General features: G+C 69.6%; 14 protein-coding genes and 1 pseudogene. 2 read left to right on the top strand and 13 right to left on the bottom strand.

Going from position 1 to position 14,030, the window contains the following annotated elements; translation table 11 throughout:
- Positions 1–236: 236 nt before the first annotated feature.
- From G328_RS16695 to G328_RS0100060, 4 genes and pseudogenes are all read right to left on the bottom strand, one after another.
- Positions 237–959: pseudogene (locus G328_RS16695) on the bottom strand (pseudouridine synthase); the annotation flags it as partial.
- Between the two features lie 343 nt (positions 960–1,302).
- Positions 1,303–1,914 carry an SMC-Scp complex subunit ScpB gene (scpB, locus tag G328_RS0100070; RefSeq protein WP_019617295.1) on the bottom strand — a complete coding sequence of 204 codons (612 nt, stop codon included), beginning with the start codon at positions 1,912–1,914 and terminating at the stop codon, positions 1,303–1,305.
- A complete protein-coding gene (locus G328_RS0100065) occupies positions 1,904–2,725 on the bottom strand; it encodes a segregation and condensation protein A (protein WP_019617294.1) in 822 nt (273 codons plus the stop codon). Before G328_RS0100065 ends, scpB begins: the two co-directional genes overlap by 11 nt.
- Complete coding sequence (locus tag G328_RS0100060; RefSeq protein ID WP_019617293.1) at positions 2,712–3,692, bottom strand: ParA family protein; 981 nt, start codon at positions 3,690–3,692, stop codon at positions 2,712–2,714. Before G328_RS0100060 ends, G328_RS0100065 begins: the two co-directional genes overlap by 14 nt.
- Positions 3,693–4,004: 312 nt before the next feature.
- Between G328_RS0100060 and G328_RS0100055 the strand changes: the two genes are divergently transcribed.
- Positions 4,005–4,556 carry a hypothetical protein gene (locus G328_RS0100055; protein ID WP_019617292.1) on the top strand — a complete coding sequence of 184 codons (552 nt, stop codon included), beginning with the start codon at positions 4,005–4,007 and terminating at the stop codon, positions 4,554–4,556.
- Between the two features lie 14 nt (positions 4,557–4,570).
- On the opposite strand, the gene xerD is transcribed toward G328_RS0100055, so the two are convergent.
- The 9 genes from xerD to G328_RS13485 are packed head-to-tail and all read right to left on the bottom strand — an operon-like array spanning position 4,571 to position 13,751.
- Positions 4,571–5,470: a site-specific tyrosine recombinase XerD gene (gene xerD / locus G328_RS0100050; RefSeq protein WP_019617291.1), complete on the bottom strand. Its 900-nt coding sequence runs from the start codon at positions 5,468–5,470 to the stop codon at positions 4,571–4,573.
- Complete coding sequence (locus G328_RS0100045) at positions 5,467–6,126, bottom strand: NUDIX domain-containing protein (protein WP_019617290.1); 660 nt, start codon at positions 6,124–6,126, stop codon at positions 5,467–5,469. The genes xerD and G328_RS0100045 overlap by 4 nt, the downstream gene beginning before the upstream one ends.
- A complete protein-coding gene (locus G328_RS0100040) occupies positions 6,123–7,820 on the bottom strand; it encodes a CTP synthase (RefSeq protein WP_019617289.1) in 1,698 nt (565 codons plus the stop codon). Before G328_RS0100040 ends, G328_RS0100045 begins: the two co-directional genes overlap by 4 nt.
- A gap of 6 nt (positions 7,821–7,826) precedes the next feature.
- Complete coding sequence (recN, locus tag G328_RS0100035) at positions 7,827–9,542, bottom strand: DNA repair protein RecN (protein WP_019617288.1); 1,716 nt, start codon at positions 9,540–9,542, stop codon at positions 7,827–7,829.
- Entirely contained in the window at positions 9,542–10,447 is a 906-nt protein-coding gene (locus G328_RS0100030; RefSeq protein ID WP_019617287.1) for an NAD kinase, read from the bottom strand. Before G328_RS0100030 ends, recN begins: the two co-directional genes overlap by 1 nt.
- Positions 10,444–11,244 (bottom strand): TlyA family RNA methyltransferase, encoded by an 801-nt coding sequence (locus tag G328_RS0100025; protein WP_019617286.1) that lies wholly within the window; start codon positions 11,242–11,244, stop codon positions 10,444–10,446. The genes G328_RS0100030 and G328_RS0100025 overlap by 4 nt, the downstream gene beginning before the upstream one ends.
- Positions 11,237–11,437 (bottom strand): hypothetical protein, encoded by a 201-nt coding sequence (locus G328_RS0100020; RefSeq protein ID WP_019617285.1) that lies wholly within the window; start codon positions 11,435–11,437, stop codon positions 11,237–11,239. Before G328_RS0100020 ends, G328_RS0100025 begins: the two co-directional genes overlap by 8 nt.
- Positions 11,431–12,465, bottom strand: a complete 1,035-nt coding sequence (locus G328_RS0100015) for an HAD-IIA family hydrolase (protein ID WP_019617284.1) — start codon at positions 12,463–12,465, stop codon at positions 11,431–11,433. The genes G328_RS0100020 and G328_RS0100015 overlap by 7 nt, the downstream gene beginning before the upstream one ends.
- A gap of 8 nt (positions 12,466–12,473) precedes the next feature.
- On the bottom strand, positions 12,474–13,751 hold the full coding sequence (locus G328_RS13485) for a prolipoprotein diacylglyceryl transferase (RefSeq protein WP_187325710.1): 1,278 nt from the start codon (positions 13,749–13,751) through the stop codon (positions 12,474–12,476).
- On the opposite strand from G328_RS13485, the gene G328_RS16430 reads away from it, so the two are divergent.
- On the top strand, positions 13,737–14,030 hold a 294-nt coding region (locus G328_RS16430), incomplete at its 3' end, for a hypothetical protein (RefSeq protein ID WP_154651485.1). The two genes, G328_RS13485 and G328_RS16430, sit on opposite strands and share 15 nt — an antisense overlap.

Here is a 14,030-nt window from a genome sequence, read left to right as displayed (position 1 = left end):
TCCCGGTCGTTCCGGCGCCGGTCGCCACGGAAGTCGTCGCGCCGGTCACCACGGAAGTCATCGCGGCGATCGCCACGATCGTTCCGGCGCGGCGCATTCCGCTCGTCGCGTCGCGGAGCGCCCGCGGGCGACTGCCGACGTCGCTGTTGCTGCGGACGACCGCGACCGCGGACATCCCGGCTCTCGCCGCCGCGCGCGTCGCGGCCCTCGCCGCGGTCGCGCTCGAGGTTGCGTTCGGCGCGCTTGCCGAGCCGCAGCAGCCGGCCGAGCTCCTCGCTCGTCAGCTCGCGCAGGTCGCCCGCGGCGAGCGTGCCGAGCTGCAGCGGACCAAAGCTGCGCCGCACGAGCTCCTCGACCGGATGCCCGACGTAGTCGAACATGCGGCGCACGATGCGGTTGCGGCCAGAGTGCAGGGTCACCTCGACGAGCGTCGTGCGGCCACCACTCTCGCGGTCGACGATGTGCCCGGCGTCGGCCTTGATGAAGCCGTCTTCGAGCTCGAACCCGTCGAGCAGCTGCTTGAGCTTGCCCGGCGAGAACTTGCCGCGCACCTTCGCGACATAGGTCTTCGTGACGCCGAACGACGGATGCGCGAGCACGTGCGCGAGCTCGCCATCGTTCGTGAGAATGAGCAGGCCGCTCGTCTCGGCGTCGAGTCGGCCGACGTTGTAGACGCGCTCGGCGAACTGGTCGGTGAACTCCCGCAGGTCGGGGCGCCCCTGCTCATCGCGCATCGTCGACACGACGCCGACGGGCTTGTTCAGCATGACGTAGCGCTTCGTCTGGTCGAACTGCACGGGCGTGCCGTTCACGATGACCTTGTCGGTTTCGGGGTCGATGCGCGTGCCGAGCTCGGTGACGCGCTTCCCGTTCACGAGCACCTTGCCCTTCGAGATGAGCTCCTCGGCGGTACGGCGCGACGCGACGCCGGCGTTCGAGAGCGCCTTCTGCAGGCGCACGCCCTCCTGCGACCGCGGAGCCGGCTCAGCCGCGCCCTCAGGGCGGTGCTGCGGCTGGAACGGGATGTCGTCGAAGTCGGCGAGCGAGTAGCCGCCGGTCGGCCGCTGGCTCGTCGCCCGACGCACGGCATCGCGCTCCTGCTCGCGCTCGGCCCGGTCTTGCGCCCGTTCGCGGCGGAAGTCCTCGTCGTATCGGTCGTCGCGGCGCGGCCGGTCGTCACGGCGCGGCCGGTCATCCCGGTACCGGCCGTTGCCCGGGCGGTCGTCATCGCGACGGTCGAAGTTCGGGCGACCGGGCTGGGGCCGGCCGCGATTCGGTCGGCCGTTGGCGCGGCGGTGGTCGTCAGTCATGGAATCCATCCTGCCCGTCGTCGAGCAACGGGGAAATCTTGGGCAGCTCCTCGATCGAATTGATGCCGAGGAACTGCAGGAGTAGGTCGGTGGTGGCGTACAGCGTGCCGCCGGTCACCTCGTCGACGCCGGCTTCGGCGATGAGCCCCCGGCTCACGAGGGTTCGCACGACCGAGTCGACGTTCACGGCTCGCACCTGCGCGACCTGCGAGCGGGTCACGGGCTGGCGGTACGCGATCACCGTGAGGGTCTCGAGCGCCGCCTGCGAGAGTCTCGACGGCTGCCGCACCGACACGAAGTCACCCACGATGTCGTCGAAGTCCGCACGCACATACATGCGCCAGCCGCCGCCGACCTCGCGCAGCTCGAAGCCTCGGCGCGCGCCGCCAGACTCTCCATCATAGTCCGCGACAAGCCGCAGCAGGGCATCGTGCACCGCGCGCACAGGCTGCGACACCGCTGCCGCGAGCGCGACGACCGGAACGGGCTCGTCACTCACGAACAGCATCGCCTCGAGCGCGCGGTCGAGGTCGATCTCGGCAGGCGCATCCGGCGTCGCCTCGGGCGAAACGCTTGCCTCGGCGTCGAACGAATCATTGGTCATAGTCGGCCCCCAGCGTGCTCAGGTCTTCATCGTCCCAGTCGTCGCCGCTCCAGCTCACGACGAGTTCGCCGAGCGGCACCTCTTGTTGCAGTTCGACCGCCGCGCGCCGATAGAGCTCGAGCACTGCGAGAAACCGCGCGACAACGACGCCCGCGATGTCGGCGTCGGCGACGAGCTCGCGAAACGACACCGGCCCCGAATGCTGCAGCCGCTCGACGAGGAGGCTCGCCTGCTCGCGAATCGACACGAGCGGGGCGTGCAGGTGGTCGAGGCCGACAGTCGGCACCTCGCGCGGCGCGAACACGAGCGCCGCAATCGCGGCGAAGTCGTCGAGCGAGTGATTCCAGATGAGGTCGGGCACGCGGTCAATGAACTTCTGCTCAAGCGGAACCGCGCGGGCGTGCCGGCCCTCCTCGACCGAGAATCGAGCGCGGAACCACTCACCCGCCTGTTTGAACGCCCTGTACTGCAACAGGCGAGCGAAGAGCAGGTCGCGCGCCTCGAGCACCGCGACGTCGTCCGCATCCACGTACTCGCCCTGCGGCAGCAGGCTCACGAGCTTCATGTCGAGCAGCGTCGCCGCCACCACGATGAACTCGCTCGCCTGGTCGAGCTCCTCCGCGGTCTCGAGCGTCGCGACGTACGAGATGAATTCGTCGGTCACCTTCGACAGCGACACCTCGGTGATGTCGAGCTCGTGGCGGCTGATGAGCTGCAGCAGCAGGTCGAACGGTCCGGAAAAGACGTCGAGGGTGACGCGGAAATCCGCGTCGTCGGCGACGTCGAGCGACGGCTCGCTAGGCGGCTGCACCGCGGGCCACCAGCTCGCGCGCGAGCTGTCGGTAGGCCTTCGCGGCGGCGTGTTCGGGGGCGAATTCGACGATCGGCACACCGGCGACGGAGGCGTCGGGGAACTTCACGGTGCGGCCGATGACGGTGTCGAACACCTTGTCGCCGAACACCTCGAAGACGCGGTCGAGCACCTCGCGGGCGTGGAGGGTGCGGCCGTCGAACATCGTCGGCAGAATGCCGTCGAGCTCGAGCGCCGGGTTGAGGCGCGAGCGCACCTTCTCGATCGTCTCGATGAGCAGCGCAACGCCGCGCAGCGCGAAATACTCGCACTCGAGCGGAATCATCACGCCGTGGCTCGCGGTGAGCGCGTTCACGGTGAGCAGGCCGAGCGACGGCTGGCAGTCGATGAGCACGAGGTCGTACTCGTCGGCGACCTTGCGAATAATCGACGCGAGAATCTGCTCGCGGGCGACCTCGGTGACGAGGTGCACCTCGGCCGCCGAGAGGTCGATGTTCGCGGGAATCACGTCGAGCCCCTCGAAGTCGGTCGACTGAATCGCGACGCGGGGGTCGGATTCGCGGCCGATGAGCAGGTCGTAGATCGTGAGCGTGTTGTGGGTCGTGATGCCGAGGCCCGCCGAGAGCGCGCCCTGTGGGTCGAAGTCGATGCAGAGCACGCGGCGGCCGTACGTCGCGAGCGATGCCGCGAGGTTGATCGACGTCGTCGTCTTGCCGACGCCACCCTTCTGGTTGCACATCGCAATGACGCGGGCAGGGCCGTGCTCGGTGAGCGGCTCGGGAACCGGGAACTTGTTGTACTGGCGCGTCGAAACCGCCTCGGCCGAGCGCGGCTGACCGGGCTCGCTCGCAGACGCCGGCTCGGGCGCGGGGCCGGTCACCGGCCGCGGTTTCACCTTCGGCTTCGTCTTCAGCAGATCTGCGGGCACCTCGAGGCCCGGCAGTTCGGGCAGGTCGGCTTCGTTCATTGCAGACACAGGCGCCGCCTCCTTTTCGACATGATGATCACGCGTTTCCAAATAGTAGGCACCGCCCCCGAGACGCCCGTGCAGCCTCGCCGCTTCCACCCCACTGCACCTCAAGTACAGGTTGAACCTTAAGTTTGAGCCTGCGGCTCGGCCACTGGCGCCGCTAGCGACAACTGGCGCCGTCCTGACAGCGCCAGTTGTCGTATCAAGCGCCAATACTCGCCCTCAGCGCCACTACCGGGCAGCGGATGCGCGAGCGCGTCAAGATGCCCGGGTAGGGTCCACGAGCAACGGGTAGCTCAGGGGGATGCGGTGGCAAGCGAGGTGAATCGTCGGCGACGCTGGCTGCGGCTCGGCATCATTGCGGCCGTTGTCGTGCTGCTCGCGTTGATCGCCTACCCCTTGTATGTCGGTGCGACGACGACGTGGGAAGAACGCGTCACCAGCTCCGTGCGCGACGACGTGCTCGAGATCCGCTCGGTGACGAACGATTCGGTTCGCACCGTCGCGGCCACGGCGCGTGCCGACGCGACGCCCGAGGACATCGCCGCCGAGGTGTGGCAGTTGGTCACCAAGCAGCATGCCGAGAGCGTCACGGTCACCTTCGGCGACGGGCAACACCTCAGCGTGCTGTTCGACGGCACGCGTTCGACCGACTACCTCGAACAGGTCGTCGGGTTCCTCGTCGAGCATCCTGAGCAGGTCGCCAAGATCTGGCTCAACGGCAATCAGGGCGATGTCACGACGGTGTACGAATCCTGCGCACAGCAAACCAGTTCTGGCGATAGCGTCGCAGAGCTTCAAGAGCTGCTCGCCGCGTCGGGCCTCGACGACGCGCGAATCGCCGACGAGTGTCTCGATTAGTTCACTCGACTAGTTCAGCGGGCACGCGGATGCGCGAGCGCGTACATCTCGCGCAGCGCGTCAGCGGTCACCTTCGTGTAGATCTGCGTCGTCGACACCGACGAGTGGCCGAGCAGCTCCTGCACGACGCGCACATCCGCCCCGCCCTGCATGAGGTGTGTCGCGAACGAGTGTCGCAGCGTGTGCGGCGACACGTGCGTCGACAACTCGGCACGCTCCGCGACGCGCTGCAGGATGTTCCAGGCGCTATTCCGCGACAGCGCACCGCCGCGCACCCCGAGAAACAGGGCGGGCGACCCCTTGCCCTTCGCCGCGAAGATCGGCCGCGCCCGCACGAGGTAGGCGCCGAGCGCCGCCTGCGCGTACGACCCTAGCGGCACGACCCGCTGCTTGTCTCCCTTGCCGCGCACGCGCACCATGTCGCGGTCGATGACGTCGTCGACCGCGAGGCCCACCGCCTCAGAGATGCGGGCGCCGGAGGCGTAGAGCACCTCGAGCAGCGCCCGGTCGCGGAGTTGCTCGGGCGCGTCTCCCCCGGCGGCGTCGAGCAGCCGCTGCACCTCGTCGATCGTGAGGGCCTTCGGCAACCTTCGCGCCTGCTTCGGCGCCTTCAGCTCGCTCGCGACGTCGCCGTCAACGACGCCCTCGTCGTCGAGAAACCGATGAAACCCGCGTACCGACGACGCGATGCGCGCGGCCGATGACGCCGACATGTCGAGCTCGTCGGGGTCGCGCAGCCACGACATGAACGCCTGCGTGTCGCCGACGGAAATCGAGGCGGGGTCGTCGATCCCCTGCTCGGCGAGAAATCCCGTGTACCGCTCGAGGTCGCGCCGATACGCGGCGAGCGAGTTCTTCGACAGGCCCCGCTCGATCGTGAGGTGCCGCAGGTAGCGCTCGACGAGCTGCTTCACGCGCGCCGGCCGCCCTCGAGGGCGCGCGGCGTCACCTCCGGGCCGGGCGAGCGCGTCGGCCACGGCGTCGCTGCGTCGCGGAGGTTCGCCCAGCCGCGGCGGCGCGACTCGTTGGCGACGAGCAGCGCCTGCAGCAGCGCGGGGTTGTGCAGGTCGCCGGCGAGCACCGCGTCGACGGCGTCGTCGAGCGCGACCCAGCGCGTCTCGATGTCGGCCTCCTCGAGCTTGCGGTCAAACTCGAGCGGCGAGGTGCGCAGGTCGCGCGCGAGAAAGATGCGGATCGACTCGTTCGAGCCGCCCGGGCTGTTCCAGAAGTCGTGGAGCAGCCACCAGCGGTCAGCCTCGAGCTGCGCCTCCTCGGCGAGCTCGCGCTGTGCGGCGACGAGCGGCGACTCGTCGGGACCGCCGTCGAGCAGGCCGGCCGGAATCTCCCAGTTGCGTGCCCGCACGGGGTGCCGGTACTGCGAGATCAGCAGTACCTCGTCGCGCTCGTTGATCGCGAGCACCGCGACCGCCGACGTGTGGTCGACGTATTCGCGATGCATCGTCGCGTCGCCGTAGTGCACCTCGTCGTCGACGAGGTTCCACACCCAGCCGCGGTGCAGCAGCGTCCGCGCGCCGAGTTCGTGGTGCTCCGGCTCGTCGCGCAGTGTCACTCTTCTTCGTCCACCTCGACGAGGCGGCTCGCCGCCTGCCGCTCGATTGCGGCCTCCACGAGGCCCGCGAACAGCGGATGCGCGTGGTTCGGCCGCGACTTCAGCTCGGGGTGCGCCTGGGTCGCGACGTAGTACGGGTGCGCGCTCGCGTCGAGCTCGACGAACTCGACGAGCTGGCCGTCGGGCGACGTGCCCGAGAAGCGCAGGCCCGCGTCGGCGATCTGCTCGCGGTAGCGGTTGTTCACCTCGTAGCGGTGGCGGTGACGCTCTTCGACCTCGGTCGAGCCGTAGACGCCGGCGACGATCGAGCCGTCGGCGAGCTTCGCCGGGTACGAGCCGAGGCGCATCGTGCCGCCAAGGTCGCCGCCGTCGATGATGTCGATCTGCTCTTCCATCGTCGCGATGACGGGCGCCGGGGTCTCGGGGTCGAACTCGCTCGAGCTCGCGCCCTCGATGCCGGCGACGTTGCGCGCGTACTCGATGACCATGCACTGTAGGCCGAGGCAGAGGCCGAGGGTCGGGATGCGGTTCTCGCGAGCGAAGCGGAGGGCGCCAAGCTTGCCCTCGATACCGCGCACGCCGAAGCCGCCGGGCACGCAGATGCCGTCGACGTCTGACAGCGCGGCTGCGGCCCCTTCGGCGGTCTCGCAGGTGTCCGAGGGCACCCACCGCAGCTCGACCCGGGCGTCGTTCGCGAAGCCGCCGGCGCGCAGGGCCTCCGACACCGAGAGGTACGCGTCGGGCAGGTCGATGTACTTGCCGACGAGCGCGATCGTCACGGTGCGCTTCGGGTTGTGTACGACGTCGAGGAGGCGCTCCCACGCCTCGAAGTCGAAGCCGTCGTGCACGGGCAGCTTCAGCTGCTCGATGATGTAGTCGTCGAGGCCCTGCTCGTGGAGCTTCGACGGAATCTCGTAGATCGACGGTAGGTCGGGCGTGTTCACGACCGCGCGCTCGGCGACGTCGCACATGAGGGCGATCTTCGAGCGGTTCGAATCGGTCACGGGGCGGTCGCTGCGAAGCACGAGCGCGTCGGGCTGAATACCGTACGAGCGCAGCGACGCGACCGAGTGCTGCGTCGGCTTCGTCTTCTGTTCGCCCGAAGCGCCCATGAACGGTACGAGCGAGACGTGCACGAAGAACACATTGTCGCGGCCGAGTTCGTGGCGAATCTGACGCGCCGACTCGATGAACGGCAGCGATTCGATGTCGCCGATCGTGCCGCCGACCTCGGTGATGATGACGTCCGGGCGGGGCTCCTCGGTCGCCTGGAGGCGCATGCGGCGCTTGATCTCGTCGGTGATGTGCGGAATGACCTGCACGGTGTCGCCGAGGAACTCGCCGCGGCGTTCCTTCGCGATCACCGTCTGGTACACCTGGCCGGTCGTGACGTTCGCCGCGGCCGTGAGGTTCACGTTGAGGAACCGTTCGTAGTGCCCGATGTCGAGGTCGGTCTCGGCGCCGTCGTTCGTGACGAACACCTCACCGTGCTGGAACGGGTTCATCGTGCCCGGGTCAACGTTGAGGTACGGGTCGAGCTTCTGCATGACCACGTGGAGGCCGCGTGCCGTGAGCAGATTGCCGAGACTCGCGGCGGTGAGGCCCTTGCCGAGCGAGGAGACGACACCTCCGGTGACGAAGATTTGCTTGACCGGAGTTTCGGTCTGAACCGAGGGAGCAGTTGAGTCGTTCACGGATTATCAGCCTACCTCACGCGCTCCCCGGCGCAGTAGTTCTTCGGCGTGGGCGCGCCCCGATTCCGACTCGGTGAGGCCCGAGAGCAGGCGCGTGAGTTCTTCGACGCGCCCGGCGCCGTCGAGCTCGCGGATCGACGAGGTCGTCACCTGCCCGTCGGTCGCTTTTTCGATGCGCACGTGGTGATCGGCGAAGGCGGCGACCTGCGCGAGGTGGGTCACGACGATCACCTGGCTCGAGGCCGCGAGGCGCTGGAGCCGCGCGCCGATCTCGAGTGCCGCGGCGCCGCCGACGCCGGCGTCGACCTCGTCGAACACGAGGGTCGGCACTGGGCTCGCGGCGGCGAGCACGACCTCGAGCGCGAGCATGACGCGGCTGAGTTCACCGCCCGACGCGCCGGTCGCGAGTGGCGACGGCTTCGCGCCGGGATGCGGGGTGAGCTGAAACTGCACCTGGTCGCGTCCCGTGCGGCGGATGCGCTCGCCCGGTGTCACGACGACGTCGAGTCGCGCGTTTGGCATCGCGAGGGCGTGGAGCTCGACCGTCGCAAGGTCGGCGAGCTCGGCGGCCGCGGCGGAACGGAGGTTGCTGAGGCGGGTCGCCGCCTCCTCGAGGTCGGCCCCGAGCTGGGTGACCGCCTCCGCGAGCTGCGGGATGCGCGTATCCGCACCCGTGAGGTCGAGCAGTCGTTTGCCGGCCGCGTCGGACCGCTCGAGCAGGTCGTCGAGGTCACCGTCATGGCGACGCTTGAGATCTTCGAGTGCCGCGAGCCGATCGTTGAGCGCGTCGAGCTCGCCGACGCCCTCGGTGTCGAGGTCGGCGAGGTAGCCGCCGAGCTGCGCGGCGAGGTCGTCGATCGTGTATTCGAGGTCGCCCGCGGCCTCGGCGACCGACTCGAGGGTCGAGTCGCTGCGCAGGGCGCGCTCGATCGCCGAGCGCACCTCGCGGGCGCGGTCGCGGAGCGACCCGGCCGGATGCTCGCCACTGAGCAGCTCGTGGGCGCCGCCGATGTCGGCGCGCAGCTGCTCTCGGTTGCTGAGTCGTTCGATGCGGCCGAGCAGCTCCCGGTCTTCACCAGGCCGCGGGGCGAGCGCGTCGACCGTGTCCACGAGCTCGGCGAGGCTAGCCCGTTCGGCGTCGCGCTCGCCCGCCGAGGCGCGCAGCTCGGCGAGTTCGCGCTCACGATCGCGCAGTTCGTCGTGGAGGCGTCCGACCCGGTCGAGCGCATCGGCGAGGTCGTCACCGCCGAAGCGGTCGAGGGCCGTGCGCTGCGCCTCCTCGCGGGTGAGGCGAAGCTGCTCGGACTGCCCGTGCACCGCGACGAGGTACTCCCCCGCCTGCGCAAGCTGGCTTGCGGGGACGGCGCGGCCGCCGAGCCACGCGCGTGAGCGACCGTTCGCCGCGACCTGCCGTGCGAGCACAACCTCGGCGCGCTCCGCGCCACCGTCGGTGAAGTGCTCGAGCTCGCCGCCGGCCTCGCCGACGATCGCCGCGATCGGACCCTCGGGGTCGATGACGGCGTGTCCCTCGACGTTCGCCTTCTCGGCGTCGGCGCGCACGGCGTCGCTCGTCGCACGGCCGCCGAGCAGCAGTCCGAGCGCGGTCACGACCATCGTCTTACCCGCGCCGGTCTCACCCGTGATCGCGGTGAATCCCGGACCGAGCGGAAGCCGGGCGCGATCGATGACCCCGAGCGAACGAATCTCGATGTCGTCGAGCATTAGCCGCGCCAGCCCACCGTCGGCAGCTGAAACTTTTTCACGAGCCGCGTCGTGAACGGGCCCGGGTGCAGCCGCGCGAGGCGCACGGGCTGCTCCGAACGGGTACCCGTCACCTGCGAGCCCGGGGGCAGCGCGATGCTGCGGCGGCCGTCGAGCCAGATAATCGCGTCGGGTCCGTCGGGCTCGATCTCGACCGTGAGTTCGGAGTCGGGCGCGACGACGATCGGTTTCGTGAACAGCGCGTGCGCCGAGACCGGCACGAGCAGCAGCGCCTCGACGGCGGGCCAGATGATCGGGCCGCCGGCCGAAAACGAGTACGCGGTCGAGCCGGTCGGCGTCGAGAACAGCACGCCGTCGCAGCCAAAGCTTGAGAGCGGCTCGCCGTCGATGTCGATCGCGACCTGGAGCATCCGCTGCCGGTTGCCTTTCTCGATCGACGCCTCGTTGAGCGCCCAGTTCGTCACACGGCCGCCATCGGGGCGCGTGACGTCGATGCGCAGCGCCATGCGCTCCTCGACCTCGTAGTCGCGGTCGATCGCGCGCTGCAGCACGAGCGGAAGCGACTCGCTCTCCGACTCGGCGAGGAATCCGACGTGGCCGAGATTCACGCCGAGCACCGGCACGTTGCTGTCGCGGGCGAGGTCAACGCCGCGCAGAATCGTGCCGTCGCCACCGAGCACGATCACGAGCTCGCACGCCGAAACGTCACCGTCGCGGCCAAGCTGCTCGACGCCGACCGGCAGTTCGACACCGAGGTGGCCTTCGAGCTCGTGCACGAATTCGCGCTCGAGCATGGGCGTGATCGCGCGCTCGAGCAAGAAGTGGAGGGTGTTCAGCGTCGCGTCGATGGCTTCCTCGCGCGCGACGTGCCCCACCACGAGAATTCTGCGGACTTCGCCGGTCATACGCCTCCCTTTGCCACCATCCTACGAACCGAGTCGCTCGGGTCGTGTTCAGGAACCGTACCGGGGCGCAGATGCATGAGGAACTCGGAATTCCCGTGCGTGCCGGTGATCGGCGACGGGGCGAAGCCCGCGAGGCCGAGGCCGAGTTCCTGCGCGTCGGCGATCACGGCGAGTGCGGCGTCGGCCGCGACGTCGCGGTCGGTGACGAGGCCGCCGCGCACGTAGCCGCGGCCCACCTCGAACTGCGGCTTCAGCAGCAGCAGGTAGTCGCGGGCATCGGGCACGCTCTCGCGCAGCGCGGGCAGCACGTGCCGCAATGAGATGAACGAGAGGTCGCCCACGACGAGGTCGGGATGCGCGCCGCCCGTGAGCTCGTCGAGTCGCGCGCGCGTGAGGTAGCGCGCGTTCTCGCCCTCGATGACGGTCACTCGGGTGTCGGCCCGCAGCAGCCCGTCGAGCTGGTCGTGCCCCACGTCGAGTGCGACGACCCGGGCCGCGCCATGCTGGAGCAGCACCTGGGTGAAGCCGCCCGTCGACGCGCCAACGTCGAGCGCGACGCGGCCCCGCGCATCCACCCCGAAGGTCTCGAGCGCGGTCAGGAGCTTGTGGGCCGCGCGTGAGACCCAGCGGCTGCGCTCAGGGACCTCGATGAGTGCGGTGCCGTCGACCGGTTGCGAGGGCTTCGTGGCGCGCACACCGTCGACCGCGACCGCGCCGTCAGCGATGAGCCGTGCCGCCTCGGTGCGGCTCTTCGCAAGCCCCCGCGCGGCGAGCGCCCGGTCGAGCCGCTCAGGCATCGGGCGCGTGCTCGGCGTCGGTCAGTGGCTCGGCGTCGGTCGGCGGTTCGGCGTCGTTGCTGCCGTCAGCCGGCTGCTCCGCCTCGAAATCGAGCGGGGTGTTCGGGTCGTCGAGCGCCCGCTTCAGCTGCTCCAGCTCGCGCTGGAGCGCGGCCGCGTGCTCGCCGAGCGGAACACCGTCGAGGTCTACCACTGCGACCAGTCCTTCGTGAGGTACTCGGGCACGCGCAGCGCGTAGATCAGCTTGTCGGAGTTCCAGATCGCCGCCGTCGCTGCACGCAGCAGGTTGAGCGGCTCCTTGCCGCGCGAGCGCACCTGCAGGTCGATGCCGTCGAGCACGACCCGCTCGGCGCCGACGCGTGCCTCGACGAGCTCGGGTTGTCGCTTCACCTCGACGTTCGGATACGCGGCATCGAGGTCGCGCAGGTCGCCGACAATGTAGTCGGGCCGCTCGTCGGGCCCGGCCGCGATGAGCTGCTTCGGGCCGTCGATACCGGTGAGCACGAGCGCCGACTTCACCTTCGCCCGTGCGGCGCCCTTGATGTCGGTGTCAAGCCGGTCGCCGACCATGATCGGCGATGTCGCACCGAACCGCTCGATCGCCGTCTCAAACAGCGCCGTCTCGGGCTTCCCCGCAACGATCGGCAGCTTCTGCACGGCCGTGTGCACGGCGCTCACGAGCGTGCCGTTGCCGGGAGCAATGCCGCGTTCGACCGGGATCGTCCAGTCCTGGTTCGTCGCAATCCATGGGATATCTCGCGAGAGCGCGAACGATGCCTCGGCAAGGTGCTGCCAGCCGACGTCGGGGGCGAAGCCCTGCAGCACAGCGTCGGGCGCGTCGTCGGCCGAACGCGTGGTGCGGTAGCCAGCTTTCTCGAGCTCGTGCACGATGCCGTCGCCGCCGATCACGAGCACGAGCGCGCCCGGTTCGACGTGCTCGCGCAGCAGGTGCACGGCCGCCTGCGGGCTCGTCACGACGTCGTCGGCCTTCGTGTTCAGCCCGAAGCCGGCGAGTTGCTCCGCAACCGCGGCGTCGGTGCGGCTCGCGTTGTTCGTGATGTACCCAAGCCGGATGCCGCGGGCCGCGTATCCGTTCAGCGCCTCGACGGCGTGCTCGATCGCCCGCGGGCCCCGATAGACGACGCCGTCGAGGTCAGCGAGCAGCACGTCGATGCCCTCGAGGGGCGCCGGCTGCGTGGAACGGTTCCCGAACAGTCCCATCGAGGCTCCTACAGGTCGAAGAGCGAGGGCGGGAGGTTCTCGTCGTCCTCGTGCTCGGTCGTAGCGGACTCGGTCGTGGCAGGCTCAGTGCTCGCAGACGCAGCCTCTGCCGGCTGCTCGCTGGCGGGGACAGCGCTGTCGGCAGCTGCTTCCTCCGCCTGCGGCGCAGTCGGAGCATCGGCGGGCGTATCTGCCGCCTCGGCCACTGCCTCGAACTCAGGTGCACTCTCCTCGGCAACGTCGGCCGCTGCAGCCGCGTCTTCGGAAGCCACATCCTCGGCCTCCGCATTCTCAGCGGCCGCATCTTCAGCCTGGGCCGCCTCGACCGCGGCGGCGACCTCGTCGGCCTCGGCCTCGGTGGCGTCGTCAATCTCGGCAAAGATCTCTGCGATCTCCGCGTCGACCTGGGCTTCGACGGATGCGCGTGCGAACTCGTCGTCGTCAACCGAAGGGCTCTGCGTGGCGTCAGGCTCGTTGGCCTCGGGCTCGTCGGCGACCTGCGTTTCGGAATCGGACGCAGCGTCAGTCTCGTCTTCGTCGTCGACAGCGGCCTCGGCCAGCTCCTCTTCGGTCGGCTCGGGCTCGACGTAGTCGGGGTTCGCCTCGGTCACGAAGTCGATCGTCTCGTACTCGTTGTGCTCGGCGTCTGCAAGCGCCGCCTCTGCCAGCTCGGCGGCCTTCTGCCAGGTCGCGGCCTCGGCATCGCGGCCCAGGTCGGTCAACACGGCTGCGTAGGCGCCGAACAGCGCGGGGCTGTATGAGAACGCGCGGGTGCGGTCGAGCTGCGGAATCTCGAGCTCGGCGAGCGCGAGTTCCGGCTGCCCCTGGTCGAGGCGTGCGCCCGACATCGCGATCGCGAGCTGCACCTTCCCGTTCGTGTCGAGCTTCGACTCGTCAACCGAGCGGCCGAGCTCGAGCGCGCGGTCGGGGCGGCCGAGGCCGCGTTCCGAGTCGACCATGAGGGCGATCTGGTCGTCCTTGCCCGAAATGCGTCGGTACGTGCGCAGCTCGCGCAGCGCGAGCGCGAAGTCGCCGACCGTGTAGGCCGTGATCGCGAGCGTCTCCCGCACCATGGCGATCCGTCCGCCACGGCGGGATGCGCTCAGCGCGTGCTGATGCGCCAGCTCCGGATCGGTGTCGATGAGGGCCGACGCCATCACGAGGTGCTTCGCGACGAAGTCCGAGGTGTCCTTCGCGAGCGTCTTCAACTCCATGCGTGCGCCCTGGTCGAGGTCGCGCTCCGTGACCCCCTCAGGGATCTCGGGGTCGACGTGCACGGCACGCACGGCCTGCAGTTCTTCGGGGCGCGAGGGCTGCAGGCGCGCGCTCCCCTCGGGCTTCTGCCACTGGGCACGGCCCTGCTGGCCGCGCGACTGCGGGGCCCGGTCTGCGCGGTCGCCGCGCGGAGCACGGTCGTCGCGACGGGGACGTTCGTCACGGTCACGACGCTGGTAGCCGCCACGTTCGCGATCGTCGCGATCACGACGCTGGTACCCACGACGCTGGTCACCGTCACGCTTCTGATAGCCGCCGCGGTCCCGGTCGTCACGATCGCGACGCTGGTA

The organism is [Zimmermannella] faecalis ATCC 13722, assembly GCF_000381765.1.
In the GTDB taxonomy this organism is placed as follows: Bacteria; Actinomycetota; Actinomycetes; order Actinomycetales; family Microbacteriaceae; genus Gulosibacter; species Gulosibacter faecalis.
The sequence above is the reverse complement of the archived record's forward strand: the minus strand, read 5'-3'. Positions and strand labels throughout refer to the sequence as shown.